The 16,028-nt window shown below is 37.2% G+C and carries 11 protein-coding genes and 1 pseudogene; all 12 read left to right on the top strand.

Translation table 11 applies throughout. The annotated features are described in order from the left end of the window. Positions 1-3 precede the first annotated feature (3 nt). The 12 genes and pseudogenes from acpP (at position 4) to CP355_RS03615 (ending at position 15,911) form a co-directional block, all read left to right on the top strand. Positions 4-246, top strand: coding sequence for an acyl carrier protein (acpP, locus tag CP355_RS03670; RefSeq protein ID WP_025005836.1), 243 nt, complete (start codon positions 4-6; stop codon positions 244-246). Positions 247-367: 121 nt separating this feature from the next. After that, positions 368-1,402, top strand: a complete 1,035-nt coding sequence (locus CP355_RS03665) for an ABC transporter ATP-binding protein (RefSeq protein ID WP_087235454.1) — start codon at positions 368-370, stop codon at positions 1,400-1,402. A gap of 3 nt (positions 1,403-1,405) precedes the next feature. Then, entirely contained in the window at positions 1,406-2,392 is a 987-nt protein-coding gene (locus CP355_RS03660; protein ID WP_098043912.1) for an ATP-binding cassette domain-containing protein, read from the top strand. A 2-nt stretch (positions 2,393-2,394) separates the two neighbouring features. Then, positions 2,395-3,354, top strand: coding sequence for an oligopeptide ABC transporter permease (gene opp4B / locus CP355_RS03655; RefSeq protein ID WP_025005833.1), 960 nt, complete (start codon positions 2,395-2,397; stop codon positions 3,352-3,354). A gap of 14 nt (positions 3,355-3,368) precedes the next feature. Then, positions 3,369-4,301 (top strand): ABC transporter permease, encoded by a 933-nt coding sequence (locus CP355_RS03650; RefSeq protein ID WP_087235455.1) that lies wholly within the window; start codon positions 3,369-3,371, stop codon positions 4,299-4,301. 218 nt (positions 4,302-4,519) lie between these two features. Next, positions 4,520-6,289, top strand: a pseudogene (locus CP355_RS03645) (oligopeptide ABC transporter substrate-binding protein). 207 nt (positions 6,290-6,496) lie between these two features. Then, positions 6,497-8,266: an oligopeptide ABC transporter substrate-binding protein gene (locus tag CP355_RS03640; RefSeq protein ID WP_098043911.1), complete on the top strand. Its 1,770-nt coding sequence runs from the start codon at positions 6,497-6,499 to the stop codon at positions 8,264-8,266. Between the two features lie 109 nt (positions 8,267-8,375). After that, complete coding sequence (gene rnc, locus CP355_RS03635) at positions 8,376-9,062, top strand: ribonuclease III (RefSeq protein ID WP_025005830.1); 687 nt, start codon at positions 8,376-8,378, stop codon at positions 9,060-9,062. A 14-nt stretch (positions 9,063-9,076) separates the two neighbouring features. Further along, positions 9,077-12,646: a chromosome segregation protein SMC gene (gene smc, locus CP355_RS03630; protein WP_098043910.1), complete on the top strand. Its 3,570-nt coding sequence runs from the start codon at positions 9,077-9,079 to the stop codon at positions 12,644-12,646. Then, entirely contained in the window at positions 12,647-13,957 is a 1,311-nt protein-coding gene (gene ftsY / locus CP355_RS03625; RefSeq protein WP_098036234.1) for a signal recognition particle-docking protein FtsY, read from the top strand. It abuts the gene before it with no gap. A gap of 41 nt (positions 13,958-13,998) precedes the next feature. Then, a complete protein-coding gene (locus CP355_RS03620) occupies positions 13,999-15,420 on the top strand; it encodes a C69 family dipeptidase (RefSeq protein WP_025005827.1) in 1,422 nt (473 codons plus the stop codon). 89 nt (positions 15,421-15,509) lie between these two features. Next, on the top strand, positions 15,510-15,911 hold the full coding sequence (locus CP355_RS03615; RefSeq protein ID WP_369823212.1) for a MarR family winged helix-turn-helix transcriptional regulator: 402 nt from the start codon (positions 15,510-15,512) through the stop codon (positions 15,909-15,911). Positions 15,912-16,028: the final 117 nt, after the last annotated feature.

Here is a 16,028-nt window from a genome sequence, read left to right as displayed (position 1 = left end):
TGTATGACAGAAGAAGAAATTTTCAATAAAATTAAAACCTTAATTGCCGATAATTTTAATGTTGATCAAGATAAAATTACTGAAAATACTAATTTTACAAATGATCTAGACGCTGATTCTATCGACTTAGTTGAATTTATTTTGCAACTTGAAGATGAATTTGGTTCAGAAATTCCTGATGACGAAGCTGAGAAAATTAAGACTGTTGGTGACGCTGTATTATATATTAAGTCACATCAAGGTTAATTTTCTAAAAAAAAGCCGTGTCGTTATTTGCATACGACCGACTTTGTGTTTATAATTAGAAAATAAATAGAAAATATTAAACAGCTTTTAATAAAAGAAGCTATAAATGGAGGAATGACCTTTGGAAAAGCAGAGTGATCTATTACTAGATATACAGCACCTGCATACGGCGTACCGTTTGCAAGGGAAGTTCTATGATGCTGCGGACGATATTAATTTAACTTTAAAGCGCGACGAGATTTTAGCCATTGTTGGTGAATCTGGTTGTGGTAAAAGTACTATCGCTTCAAGTATTATTGGATTGTACGACCATAAAAATACTAAAGTTACAGGGGACATTCTTTATAATGAATTGAACCTTGTTGGTTTGAATGAATCATTGTTCAACAAGATTCGTGGAGATAAGATCGGGATGATCTTTCAGGATCCACTTGCTAGTTTAAATCCATTAATGCGTGTTGGTGACCAAGTTGCCGAGACTCTTTATTACCATACTGATATGGATGAAAAAGCACGTCACGCACGAGTTATTGAATTATTTAATCAAGTAGGAATGCCTAGACCTGAAGAAATGTACGAGATGTACCCACATGAACTTTCAGGTGGTTTGCGTCAGCGTGTAGTTATTGCGATGGCTATTGCATGTAAGCCAGAAGTAATTATTGCTGATGAACCAACTACTGCTTTGGATGTAACTATTCAAGCTCAAATTTTGGACTTGCTAGAAGATATTCAAAGACAGTCACATTCAGGTATTATCTTGATTACCCACGACTTGGGCGTTGTGGCTGAGACTGCTGATGAAGTTGCGGTTATGTATGCTGGACAAATTGTTGAAAAATCAGATGTTAAGACAATTTTTGAAAATCCACTTCATCCATATACAAGATCACTTCTTAATTCAATGCCTCAATCTGATGATACTGATGAAGACCTTCATGTTATCAAGGGTACTGTACCATCTCTTAAGAATATGCCACGTAGTGGTGATCGATTTGCTGCAAGAATTCCTTGGATTCCTGCAAGTGCCCATGAGGAGGAGCCACGTGTTCATGAGGTAGCACCTGGTCACTGGGTAAGATGTACCTGCTGGAAGACATTCCACTTTGAGGATGAAGACAGTACGCAAAAAGCAACAGCAGCAAGCGGGGAGTAATTTATGGCAAAAGAAATTATCCAAATAAAAGATTTAAAAGTCTATTACCCAATTCGCTCCGGCTTTTGGAACAGAATTACAGATTATGTTCGTGCCGTTGATGGTGTAAACTTCTCAATTAACGAAGGTGAAACCTACGGTTTGATTGGTGAATCTGGTTCTGGTAAATCAACTACCGGTAAAGCAATCGTTGGGGTTGAAAAAGTTACTGGCGGACAAATCATGTATAAGGGTTTGGACGTCACTAAGGCAAGCAATCGTAAGAAGCTTGATTATAACAAAGATGTTCAAATGATTTTCCAGGATTCAATGTCAAGTTTGAACCCTCGTAAGAGAATTGAAGACATCATTGCTGAACCGATTAGAAACTTTGAAAATTTGACTACCGATCAAGAACGTGATCGTGTACAGGACTTGCTTGACATCGTAGGGATGCCTAGTGATGCAATTTACAAGTACCCACATGAATTCTCTGGTGGTCAACGTCAAAGAATTGGTGTCGCTCGTGCCGTTGCTACTAACCCTAAATTAATTGTTGCCGACGAACCAACTTCTGCTTTGGACTTATCAGTTCAAGCTCAGGTTTTGAACTTCATGAAGCATATTCAACAACAATACAACATTGCATATCTCTTCATTTCTCACGACTTAGGTGTTGTTAAGCACATGTCAGAAAACTTAGCTATTATGCACCGTGGTCGTTTGGTTGAATTAGGTAGTCGTGAAGAAATTTACAAGCACCCAATTCACATTTATACTAAGCGACTTCTTTCTGCTATTCCTCAAGTTGACGTTGAACATCGTGAAGAACATAAGAAACACCGTGAACAAGTAGAAAAAGAATTCGAGGAAAACCAAAGCAAATGGTATGACAAGAACGGACGTGTATATCCATTGCAACAGGTTGCACCTAAGCACTGGGTAGCATTGCCTGAAGATATGGCTCAAGAAGCTGAACTCAAAGAACGAGAAGAAAAGGAGAGTGATTAAGCATGTGGAAAACAATCTTACGGCGTTTGTTAATCATGATCCCACAATTGATTATCTTGAGTCTGTTGGTCTTCTTGCTTGCTAAGATGATGCCAGGTGACCCATTCAGTGGATCAATTAACCCTAACACCGACCCTAAACAAATCGAAGCTTTAAGAAGAGCTGCTGGTCTTTATGATCCATGGTATGTTCAATACTTTAGATGGGTAGGCAACTTATTCCATGGTGATCTTGGTACAAGTTATATTCAACACGTACCTGTAACATCATTAATTGCAGACCGTGCAAATAATACTTTCTGGTTATCACTTTTGACAACTATCTTAACTTATAGTATTGCGATTCCTCTTGGTATTACTGCTGGTCGTCACCAAGACCAATGGCAAGATACTGGTGTACAAATCTTTAACTACATTACTTTAGCTACACCGGGTTTCGTATTCTATATCTTAGGATTATGGCTCTTCGGCTTTACCTTGGGTTGGTTCCCAATTTCAGGTTCAGTTTCAGCCAACGCCTCAGGATTTTGGGGTGTACTTGGCAGTAGACTTTACCACATGATTTTTCCAGCTATCTTGTATGCCTTGATTGCTACTACTGGTACTGTACAGTACTTGAGAACAGGTATTGTTGATAACAAGGTTGAAGACTACGTTAGAACTGCCCGCAGTAAGGGTGTTCCTGAAAATGTAGTTTTCCATAAGCATATTTTGAGAAATTCATTATTGCCAATTGCTGCCTTCCTTGGTAACACTATTACTGGTCTTCTTAGTGGTTCAATGATTATTGAAAGTGTCTTCAGTTATCCTGGTATGGGTAAGTTGTTCCTTGACTCAATCAGTCAACGTGACTACACCACTTTAACTGCTTTGATTCTTATCTTTGGTATCTTGACTCTAATTGGTAACTTGCTCTCAGATATCATCATGAGTATTATTGACCCACGTATTAGAATTCAATAGGGAGGAGAGAAGAAATGGCTGATAAAAAGAAAGATACTGCTACAAAGAAAGCAAGTAAAAAAGACGCTACACCGAAGGCTACTCTCCCACCTTCTGGATTCAGGGTGGCTGTACGTGAAATTTTACGTTCTAAGTCTGCACTTACAGCTTTAATTATCATTATTTTAATTTTATTGCTTACTTTCGGTGGTTCATTGTTTTTGAACAGAGCACAAATTACTGAAATGAACATCGTTGACGCATACTACGGTTGGGGCCAAGGGGGTCACCTTCTAGGTACTGACGATGGTGGTCGTGATATTTTGAAACTGCTCATCATGGGTGGACGTAACTCAATCATGATCGGTATCTCAGTTACTGTAATTACTGAAATTGTTGGTTTGGTAGTCGGATTAGTTTCTGGTTACTACGGTGGTGTTGTTGATGTCATCATCATGAGAATAGTTGACTTCATTCAAATTTTGCCACAAATGCCAATTATCATTGTTTTGACTACAGTTATTCCTAACTACAACGCTGTAACTTTGGTATTCTTGATTGCCATGTTTGGATGGACGACGACGGCACGTTACTACCGTTCATTCATCCTTTCACAGCGTGACCGTGACTATGTTTTGGCATCAAAGACTTCAGGTTCATCTAACTTCCAAATTATGTTCCGTGAAGTTTTGCCTAACATCACTTCAATGATTATCATCGACGTTGTTTTGACTATTGCTGGTAACATCGGTATTGAAACTAGTTTGTCCTTCTTGGGATACGGTTTGCCAACCACTACACCATCACTTGGTACTTTGATTGGATTTGCTGATGACCCAGTTAACGTTATTAACCGTCCATGGTTATGGCTCCCAGCTACTATCTTGCTTTTGGTTATTTCCTTAAGTATTAACTATGTTGGTCGTGCCTTACAACGTGCAGGTGACGCAAGACAACGTGAAAATTAATAATCTAATAAATATATTAAAACAGCTCCATCGCTTGATAGAGCTGTTTTTGTGTCTGCATAATAATAAAGTTATGCAATTCTAATAAAATAAAAATTAAAATTAATTTCATAAAACTATTGAAAAACTAATATATCGTGGTATTATTTAATCATCAACTTGATTCAAAGATTATTAATAAAAAACATAAAAGATGTCCTAGATGGAGGAATAATTATATGAAATTAGCAAAGATTTTAGGTTCTGTAGGAGTAGTTTCCGCAGCCGCATTAGCATTGGCTGCTTGTGGTCAAAGCGGTAGCAGTAATAACTAAGGAGCAAAGGATGCTAAGAAGTTTCCAGATTCAACTCCTAAGAAAGCTACCAAGCAAGGTGGTACCGTTTCTGTAGCATTGGAAACTGATACCCCATTTACTGGAATCTTTTCAGATGAATTATCAACCTCCGCAATTGACTCAAGTGTAGCTGCACCTGGTGAAGAATCATTATTCGATACTGATGATTATTACAGAATTAACAATAAAGGTGCCGCAACTATGAAACTTGACCGTAAGGCCAAGACAGTAACCATCACTGTTAAGAAGGGTGTTAAGTGGTCAGACGGTAAGCAAGTAAATGCTAAAGACCTTGAATATCCATACGAAATCTTGGCAAACAAGAAGACTCAAGCACAACGTTACGATTCAACTCTTGAATCAATTCAAGGTATGAAAGAATACCACGAAGGCAAGGCTAAGACTATTTCCGGTATTGAAATGCCAGATGGTGAAAATGGCCGTACAATTGTAATTCACTACAAACAAATGAGACCAGGTATGTACTTCTCAGGTAACGGCTACTTCTGGGAATCAGCTGCACCATACCACTACTTAAAGAATATTCCATTTAACAAGCTTCAATCATGTGACCAAATCAGAAAGAAGCCATTATACTTTGGTCCATTTAAGCTTGATAAGCTTGTTCGTGGTCAATCAGTAACTTGGGTACCAAACAAGTACTACTGGAGAGGTAAACCAAAGTTAAACAAGGTTGTAATCCAAGTAGTTAACCCTAACTCAGCTTCACAAGCTATTAAGAGTCACAAGTTCGATATCACTGGCGTAATTAACTCACAATGGGATCAAGTTAAGAACACCAAGGGTGTTAACTGGGTTGCTCAAGTTCCATTGGCATACAGCTACGTTGGTTTTAAGATGGGTAAATGGGACGCTAAGACTGGCAAGAATGTCATGGATAAGAACTCCAAGGTTGCCAACAAGTCATTGCGTCAAGCTATTGGTTACGCAATGAACATTGATGCCGTTAACAAGCGTTACACCCAAGGCTTGAGCTTCAGAGTTAATACTTTAATTCCTTCAGGCTTCGGTGCATACCACGACAGCAGCATCAAGGGCTACAACTACAACTTGAAGAAGGCTAACCAATTATTGGACAAGGCTGGCTACAAGAAGAAGGGTAAGTGGCGTGTACAACCTAACGGTAAGCCATTAGTACTTCACTTTGCTACTATGTCAGGTTCACCAAACGCTGAAGCTATTGCTCAAAACTACTTACAACAATGGCACAAGATCGGTTTGAACGTTAAGCTTACTGGTGGTCGTTTGATGGAATTCAACTCATTCTACGACAAGGTTCAACACGATTCTAAGGATATCGACTTCTTCCAAGCAGGTTGGAGCTTAGCTTCTGAACCATCACAAGGAAGCATGTACGGTGAAACTTCACCAATGAACTACGAACGTTTCGTAACTCCAGAAAACAACAAGTTGCTTGCTGAAATGGACTCAGAGAAGTCATTTGACACTAAGTACCGCGTAAAGGTCTTCCACCAATGGCAAAAGTACATGTACGATGAAGCCTTTGTAATCCCAACCAGCAACTCATACAGTATCAATGCTGTAAACAACAAGATCACCGGTTACTCAACTAAGCCATCACAAAACAACAACGGGCACCAATTATGGTACCAAGTAGGTTACGCTAAGTAATTAGGCACACTAGTAAAAATCTCCAAAATTCTAAACAATAAATAATCCTTTACATAAACTTTCATATTATAAAATCTAATAACTAACATAAAAAAGCGACAGATATCTTAAAAAAGATACCTGCCGTTTTCATGCTGTTGTAACTTTTTTGTAATAGTGATATTATGGATAAGTCAACTTGTTCCAAGTTATGGAGGATTTTTACTAATGAAAAAGGCAAAAGTTTTTGCTGGCATTACACTTTTATCAGGTGTTGCCCTTACACTAGCAGCTTGTGGTAAATCTGGCTCTAATGCCAATGAAGCTTCTAACGCCGCTAAATTTAGCCAAGCTGTTCCAACTAAAGCCACTAAAAATGGTGGTACAGTAAAGGTTGCGGTTGAAACTGATACACCATTTACTGGAATTTTTAATGATGAACTTTCAACTTCTAATACTGATAGTGAAGTTATGCAATATGGTGCTGAGAGTCTTTTTGGTACCGATGATCACTATGTGTTCAACAATAAGGGTGCAGCTACTATTAAGATTGATCAAAAGGCTAAGACTGCAACTATTAACATTAAGAAGGGTGTTAAGTGGTCAGATGGTAAGCAAGTAACCGCTAAAGACTATGAATATGCTTACGAAATCATTGCTAACAAGGATTCTAAGTCACAACGTTACACTGCAAGTTTAGCTGACTTGGTAGGTTTGAAAGAATACCACGAAGGCAAGGCAAGCACTATTTCTGGTCTTGAAATGCCAGATGGTGAAAATGGTCGTAAGGTTGTTCTTCACTTTAAGACTATGAAGCCAGGCATGAACACTAGTGGTAACGGCTATATTTGGGAAGCAGCTGCACCATACCACTACTTAAAAGATGTTAAATTCAAAGACTTAATGTCTAGTGATAAGATTCGTAAGAGACCGTTGTTCTTTGGTCCATACAAGTTACAAAAACTTGTTCGTGGTCAATCAACCACTTGGGTTCCTAACGAATATTACTACAAGGGCAAGCCAAAGATTACTAAGATTACCGCTACTGTAATCAACCCTAACTCAGTTGCTCAAAGTATTAAGTCAAACAAGTTTGACGTTATCCAAGTTATCAACTCACAATGGCCAAACGTTAAGAATACTAAGGGCGTTAACTTCATTGCTACTGTTCCACTTTCATACTCATACCTTGGCTTTAAGGTAGGTAAGTGGGACGCTAAGAAGGGCGAAAACGTAATGAACCCTAAGTCCAAGATGAACAATAAGGCTCTTCGTCAAGCAATTGGTTACGGTATGAATGTAAACCAAGTTGCTAAGCGTTACTCATACGGCTTAAGCTTTAGAATTCCGACTTTAATTCCTAAACAATTTGGTGATTACTTCGATAAGGATGTAAAGGGTTACACTTACAACCTTAAGAAGGGTAACGAAATTTTGGACAAGGCAGGCTTTAAGAAGAAGGGCAAGTATCGTGTACAACCAAATGGTAAGCCTTTAACTATCCGTCTTGCAGCTATGACTGGTACTTCAAACCAAGAACCAATCGTTCAAAATTACATTCAACAATGGAAGAAGATGGGCTTGAATGTTAAGTTGACCGGTGGTCGTTTAATTGAATTCAACTCATTCTACGATAAGGTTCAACATGATGATCCATCAGTAGATATGTTTATCGGTGCCTGGTCACTTTCAAGTGAACCATCACCAAACGACCTTTACGGTGAAAAGTCACCAATGAACTATTCTCGTTTCGTAACTAAGAAGAATACTCAACTTCTTGATGAAATGGACTCACAAAAGGCATTTAATCACAAGTACCGTGTAGATAAGTTCCACGAATGGCAAAAGTACATGGATGACGAAGCTTACGTTCTTCCTGTATCAAACAGTTACACTATTACTGCAGTTAACAAGAAACTTACTGGCTACTCACTTAAGCCATCTGACTCAATGGGTAATGGTTTTCCTAACTGGTACAATGTTGCTTATACTAAGTAAAATTAAGCTTAAAAACGAAAAGTCACTTCTAATTCTAGAAGTGACTTTTTTGCATTCAAAATATAGCACTAAAACTGGTATAATTTAAAGGTATAAAAGGGGCAATTTTATGGTAAGTACAAAATTTCTAAAAAAATTAAAAGATGAATATAATATTGAATTTAATAATGAAAAGCTATTAGAAGAAGCATTTACGCATTCTTCATATTCAAATGAGCATCCTAACGATGGAATTCGTGATTATGAAAAGTTGGAATTTTTAGGTGATGCCGTTCTTGAATTGGCTGTTTCTGATTATTTATACCGTCATTATCCTAAATTAAATGAAGGAGAATTAACACGGTTAAGATCTAATATTGTTAGAACTGAAGGATTCTCTGAATTTGCGATTGAATGTGGTTTTCAAAATGAAATTCATTTAGGTAATGGTGAGGAAAAAGCTGGTGCTCGTAATCGTAAAACATTGTTGGAAGACGTTTTTGAAGCATTCAATGGCGCTTTATTCCTTGACCAAGGGATGCCAGCAGTTGAACATTTTTTGCATTTAACTGTTTATCCATTGATTGATAAAGGCGAATTTGATGATTCACGTGATTATAAGACCGATTTGCAGGAGTTATTACAACAAAATGGTCCAGTAAATATTGAATATTCGGTACTTAGTGAATCACAATTGCCATCACATTTTGTAGTTGAATTAAAGATTAATGATCAAGTTCAAGCACAAGGTGAAGGTCATAACAAGAAAGCTGCAGAACAACAAGCCGCTAAAGCAGCTTTACAAAAATTAGAGTAAGGGGATTTAAAAAGGTGCCATTAACAGAATTAGTGCTCGATGGTTTTAAATCATTTGCTGACAGAACAACTATTCATTTTAATGATGGAATAACTGGTATTGTTGGTCCTAATGGGAGTGGTAAAAGTAATATTACAGAAGCTATTCGTTGGGTAATGGGTGAATCCAGCGCTAAGTCTCTTCGTGGAACAAACATGAAGGACGTCATTTTTGCTGGTAGTCAATATCGTAAGCCATTAAATAAAGCTGAAGTTACCTTAATTTTTGATAATCGCAAACGTGAATTAGCATTTGATACGGACGAAGTTTCAATTACTAGAAATATTTTACGTTCTGGCGATAGTGAGTTTTTGATTAATGGACAGCAAGTCCGCATGCGTGATGTACGGACGCTTTTTCTTGATTCTGGTATATCGCAAAATAGCTTAGCCATTATTTCTCAGGGACGAGTTGATCAAATCTTAAATTCACGTCCGGAACAGCGCCGCGTAATTTTTGAAGAAGCTGCGGGTGTGCTTCACTTTAAACAGCAAAAAGAAGCAGCTCAAGGGCAACTTAAGAAGACTCAAGATAATTTGATTCGAATTAATGATTTAGTAAAAGAACTTGAGGGCCGCTTAGAGCCGCTGCATGAACAAAGTTCGCTAGCCAAAGAATATAAGTTTCAAAAGGCTGGTTTAGATAAAGAACTAAAGAGTTTATTAGCATTTGAAATCGAAGATATTAATAAGCAAAAAGAAACTATTCAAAAATCAGCTGATAAGAATAAGATTTTATTATCAAAATTAGATGCTGAAGTTAAAGAATCTCAAAATGCGGTCTCAGAAAAAAGAGCAGAGTACCAAAAAATTCGGGATGAACGAGAAAAAGTTCAAAATGAATTATTAAAATTAAGTCAGCAATTATCAGATTTGAATGCTAACTTGCAAATGGCTGAACAATCACGTCAATTTGATGATGCTACTAAGATCGAATATCAAAATCAAGTTGAAACGCTGAAGAAGAGCCTGGTACAACTGAACGCTCATTTGGAAAGTTTACAAAAAGATCAAGCTAGCCTTAAGAAGCAACAAGCGGTTTTACAAGAAAAGCGGGATAAGCTTACAGGTGAATTGAGTGAAAATCCAGAGGAACTCAATAAGAAACTGGAGGATTGTCGTAACGACTACATTCAATTATTGCAAGATCAAGCTGCGGTTAACAATCAAGTAATTAACTTGAATACTGAGCTAAAACGTAGTAAGGCTGACACCACTTATCAAAGCAATGATGTGGGTAAACAACTATCTGAAGCTAAAGCAGAACTGGAAAAATTACGAGCCGAAGGTAAAGATCTAACTGCTAAACGTAAAGACAAAAATGCGGCTTTTGCTGAAGCCAGTGATCAAAGTAATGACTTGAATGATCAAATTAGGCGTCTGCAGCAAACAGTTAATGATGAGCGGAATAAACTGGAAAAGATCGAAGCCCGTCATGAAGCTTTAATTAATATTCAAAAACGTCATGAAGGTTATTACTACGGTGTCCGTAACGTCTTGAATCATTTAAATGATTTTCCTGGCGTAATTGGTGCCGTAGGTGAGTTGCTTACTTTCCCAGCTGAACTTGAAGCAGCGATGACTACAGCTCTTGGTGGCGGCGTTCAAGATTTGATTACAGATAGCCGTAATAGTGCTAAAAATGCAATTAATCAGTTAAAACGCAGTAGAGCTGGTCGTGCCACATTTTTGCCATTAGATGGGTTACGCCAATATACCATTCCACAATCTACAGTAACTACCTTGAAGTCCTTTAATGGATTCAAGGGAATTGCCAGTGAGCTAGTAGAAAGCAAAACGGATCATAATATTACTGCCGCAATTAATTACTTGTTAGGCAGTGTTGTGATTGTCGATACAATCGAAAACGCAATGGCAATTTCTCAACGAATTGGTCGTTATCGAATAGTTACTTTAGATGGGGATGTTGTTTCACCGGGTGGTTCTATGACCGGTGGACAAAAGAACCTGCGCAATAATTCACCATTGCAGACGGCAACTGAGATTAATCAGTTAGAAAAGCAAATCAGTAGTTTAACTAGATCATTTAAGGAAGACCAAGCACAATTAAAAGATTTGGTTGATCAAAGCGTTAAAGTAGAAAATAAGTTGCAAAAATTGCATGATTCTTTGCAAGAAATTAATCAAACGATTAATGAAGCAGCTATTTCTTTCCAAAATCAAGAAAAAGAGGTTAAGCGACTTCAAGATGCTAATACTTTATATGAATCACGTGTGAAGCAGCGGAATGATCATATAGTTGAATTGCAAAAGCAGATTGCAGAAGCAAATGATAAGCAGGCTCTTTTATCTAAACAAGGTGAAGAGAAAAAGAGCCAAATGAATGAATTGCAATCACGTATTAAGAACTTTAATAATTTAAGTCAACGTGTGCAAAGTGAATTATCCAAGCTTGATCCACAAATCGCAGTTTTTGCAAATAAATTAGAAAATCTAGCTGTTCAAGAAAAAGATAAACGCAATCAAATTGATAATAATGAAAAGCAGGCTGCTGATTTAAAGGGAAAATTAACAGATCTTAATCAAAATGGAGAACTTTCTGTTAAGAAGAACACCGATTTAAAGAAGCAGAAGGAAGAAATTAAACAAAAGAACGAACAACTGCAAAATAAATTAAATGAGCTTAGTTCACAACTTGGACAATTTGATGCGCAAATTAATCAGTTAGATCAAGTTGCTAGCCGAAATTATGATTTGCGTAAGGATGCGGCAATCGAACAGGAAGATTATTCTGTTAAAATTGCAAAGTTTAATAGTTTGATTGATCAACGCTTAGAAACTTTGCGTGATGATTATGCATTAACATTTGAAGCCGCTATTGCTCAAGCTGAAGGTCAAAATGATCAAGAAACTCGAGAAAAATTAGCTAAAAGTGTTAAACTGCATCGAATGTCACTTGAAGACATTGGCCCAGTTAATTTGGATTCTATTCAAGAATATGAAGATGTTAAAAAGCGTTATGACTTCTTGAATGGTCAACAAAATGACTTGCTTAAAGCTCGTGATGACCTTGAAAAATCAATGAATGAATTAGATGAAGAGGTTAAGAGTCGATTTAAAGCAACATTTGAGGCAGTGGCTGAAAGCTTTAAGCGGATTTTCCCACTTGTCTTTGGCGGTGGAAAGGCTAAGCTTGAATTAACTGAACCAAATAATTTATTAGAAACAGGAATTGAGATTATCGCTCAGCCACCTGGCAAGAAGTTACAGCGTTTAAGTTTGCTCTCTGGTGGTGAACGGGCATTAACTGCGATAACATTATTATTTGCAATGTTGCAGGTAAATCCAGTACCATTTTGTTTACTTGATGAGGTTGAAGCAGCGCTTGATGATGCAAATGTCACACGTTTTGCTCAATTTTTGCTTAAATATAATTTAAAGACACAGTTTATTGTGATTACTCATAGACGAGGAACAATGAAGCAAGCTGATCAATTGTATGGTGTGGTAATGCAAGAATCTGGTATATCTCAAGTATTGTCAGTATCATTAAAAGAAATGAAAAAGAAAAACGGGGTGAAATAATTGGGATTATTTGATCGAATTAAAAAGTCTCTCTTTGGTAAAAAAGATGACGAAGAAGAGAAAAAAGAAGAGCAGGAAAAACAAGAAGAAGTAGAGCAAAAACAGGACGATAGTGAAGCAGTTGCTCAAGAGGAACAATCTGAAGAATCTGCTGAATCTGACAAGCAAGAAGAAACAGAACCCATTGAAGAGGATAACGAGTCTGAAGCTTCAGGAGAAGTAGCAGAGGATGAAGAAAAGCCTGAATCTGAAGAAACCGCTGAAATTGAAGAGGAACAGGAAACAGAACCTCAAGAATCTGAAACTACTGAAGAGGCGGAAACCGAAACAGACGAGGAAGAACCTGAAACTGAAGAACTAGAAGAAGATGAAGATTCCTCACAAGAAGAACTTTATGAAAAAGGTTTGGAAAAAACCAATAAAGGTTTTGGTGCTCGACTTAATGCATTCTTTGCTAAATTTAGAACTGTTGATGAGGACTTCTTTGATGATTTGGAAGATTTATTGATTGAATCTGATGTAGGTTATGAGACAGCAGAACAATTAACCGATGAACTTCGTGAAGAAGCCAAATTGCAAAATGCCAAATCTCGTGATGATCTGAAAAAGGTTATTGTTGAAAAATTGGTTGACTTGTATGACAAGGGTGGCAACAGTGAAGATGAAAAGTTAATTTATCACCCTGAAGATAAGCCTAATGTTTATCTCTTTGTCGGCGTCAATGGTGCAGGTAAAACTACTACTATTGGTAAGCTTGCAAAACGCTTTAAAGATGAAGGTAAGTCAGTTATCATGGCTGCAGCTGATACCTTCAGAGCCGGTGCCGTAGAACAATTAGTTGAGTGGGGCAAACGCGTTGATGTTCCTGTAGTAACTGGAAAAGAAAAAGCTGATCCTGCTTCTGTTGTTTATGATGCAACTGAACGTGCAATTAATGAAAAAACTGATTACTTGTTAGTTGATACTGCTGGCCGTTTGCAAAACAAAAAGAACCTCATGGCTGAGCTAGAAAAGATTCAAAGAACTATTAAAAAGCTTCTGCCTGACCAACCAACTGAAACATTATTGGTTCTTGACGGTTCAACCGGACAAAATGCCTTGCTCCAAGCTAAAGATTTTGATAAGACAACCAAATTAACGGGTCTGGTTTTAACTAAGCTTGATGGTTCATCTAAAGGTGGGGTAGTCTTGGCTATCCGTAATGAGATGAACTTACCGGTTAAATTGGTTGGACTTGGTGAAAAAGCTGAAGATTTGGCTGATTTTGATGCCGCAAATTATGCAATTGGTCTTTTCCATGGCTTAGTCTAGTGATAAAGTTTAAGTGTATATAGTTTTATAAGGAGAATTTTATGAAAGAATATAGTGCATGTACTACTATCTTGGTAGGTAAAAAAGCCTCAATCGATGGTACTACTATGATTGCTCGTAATGATGATACATTCCGTCCAATCACCCCACAAAAGTTTATTATCGAACCAGCTCGTCATGGTGAAAAGAAACACATTAAGTCATGGCTTAACAAGTTTGAAATGGATTTACCAGAAGACGCTCAACGTGTTCCAGCTGTTCCAAACGTTGATTACAAGCATCGCGGTTATTACGACGAAAGTGGTATTAACGAAGAAAACGTTGCTATGTCATGTACTGAATCAACATATGGTAATGAACGTACTTTAGCATTTGATCCACTTGTTAAAGATGGTTTGGATGAAGACTGTATGCAAACTTCAGTTTTGCCATATATTCATTCCGCTAGAGACGGTGTTAGATACTTAGGTAAGTTGATTGCTAAGTATGGTTCACCAGCTGGTAATTCAGTTCTTTTCAGTGATAAAGACGAAATTTGGTACATGGAAATTGTTACTGGTCACCATTGGGTTGCAGAGCGTATCCCAGATGATTGTTATGCAGCTACTGGTAACCGTGTGGCAATTGAACAAGTTGATTTTGATAATCCTGATTACTTCATGTGGAGTGAAGGAATTCAAGAATTTGTTGAAGAACATCATTTGAATCCTGATCATGAGGGCTGGAACTTCCGCCACATTTTTGGTACTTACACTGAACAAGACCGTCACTACAACACTAATCGTCAATGGTACATTCAAAAGTTGTTTAACCCAGAAATTGAACAAGATCCACAAGATGGTGATATTCCATTCATTCGTAAGGCTGCTAAAAAGATCACTAAAGAAGATATTCAATTTGCTTTGGGTTCACACTACCAAGACACTCCATATGATCCATTTGGCAAAGGTACTGAAGAAGAAAAGCACCGCTATCGTCCAATTGGTTTGAACCGTACCCAAAATGCCCACATTTTGCAAATTAGAAGTGATGTGCCAGAAGATCGTGCAGCTATTATGTGGCTATGTATTGGTGGTCCAACCTTTACTCCATTTGTTCCATTCTTTGCTAATATGAATGATACTGATCCTTCATATAACAATACTTCAATGGATTACAACATGAATGATGCATGGTGGTACTACAAGTCATTTGCTGCACTTGTTGAAAGTCATTACCCACAATTTGTTCAACTTGACACTACATACTTAACTGAACTTAACCGTTACTTCAGAGATCGTGTTGAAGAAATTATTAAGGGTGCTGATGGCAAATCAGGTGAAGAATTAACTGATTACTTGACTAAGGAAAACCAAAAGACAGTTGCTCATACTCGTGAGGAAACTGAAAAGCTTTGGGGTCAAATGATGATTGATTCAATTAACATGTCTAAGTTAACCTTCAACATGGATGAGAACCTTTAATTTAAAATTCAAAAAACAGTTCAACATTGTTGAGCTGTTTTTTCTTCGGCTAGTATAATTGAGTTAATGAATTGAAAGAATCTGAAATGATGACAGAAAGTACTATTGGATCATTTTTTACTAGAATTAGCAATGAAGTAGAAAAGCAAATGGATGCTGATTTAAAGAGTTTTAATATCAGTGCAAATGAATTAGAAGTTTTGATTGAATTGGAACACCATAAGCATGGCAAGACATATGACAAATTAGCCAAGGAGCTTCATGTAACTAAGGATAAAGTTGAAGAATTAGTAAAAAGTTTAGTTGCTAAAGATTTAGTTACTGATGATAATGGCACCGTGATTTCTACTGAAGATGGTAAGGAAGTTTGCAAGAAAGTAGAGAAGCACCGCAGAGAAACTGATCAAACCATTACTCAGATGCTTAGCAAAGATGAGACTATAGGTTTAGTTAATGTTTTAAAGAAAATGCTGGAAAAAGAAGAAAATTAGGCAAAAAAAGATCAACTGCTGCAATTTACAACAGTTGATCTTTTTTATTAAAAATTATTTTTCGCCGATTGTAAAATCAAGTTGAACACTTTATAAAAATAAAAGTCCATCTGGACC

This window comes from Lactobacillus sp. UMNPBX4 (genome assembly GCF_002554115.1).
GTDB classification, from domain to species: domain Bacteria; phylum Bacillota; class Bacilli; order Lactobacillales; family Lactobacillaceae; genus Lactobacillus; species Lactobacillus gallinarum.
This window is presented reverse-complemented; position numbering and strand designations above follow the sequence as displayed.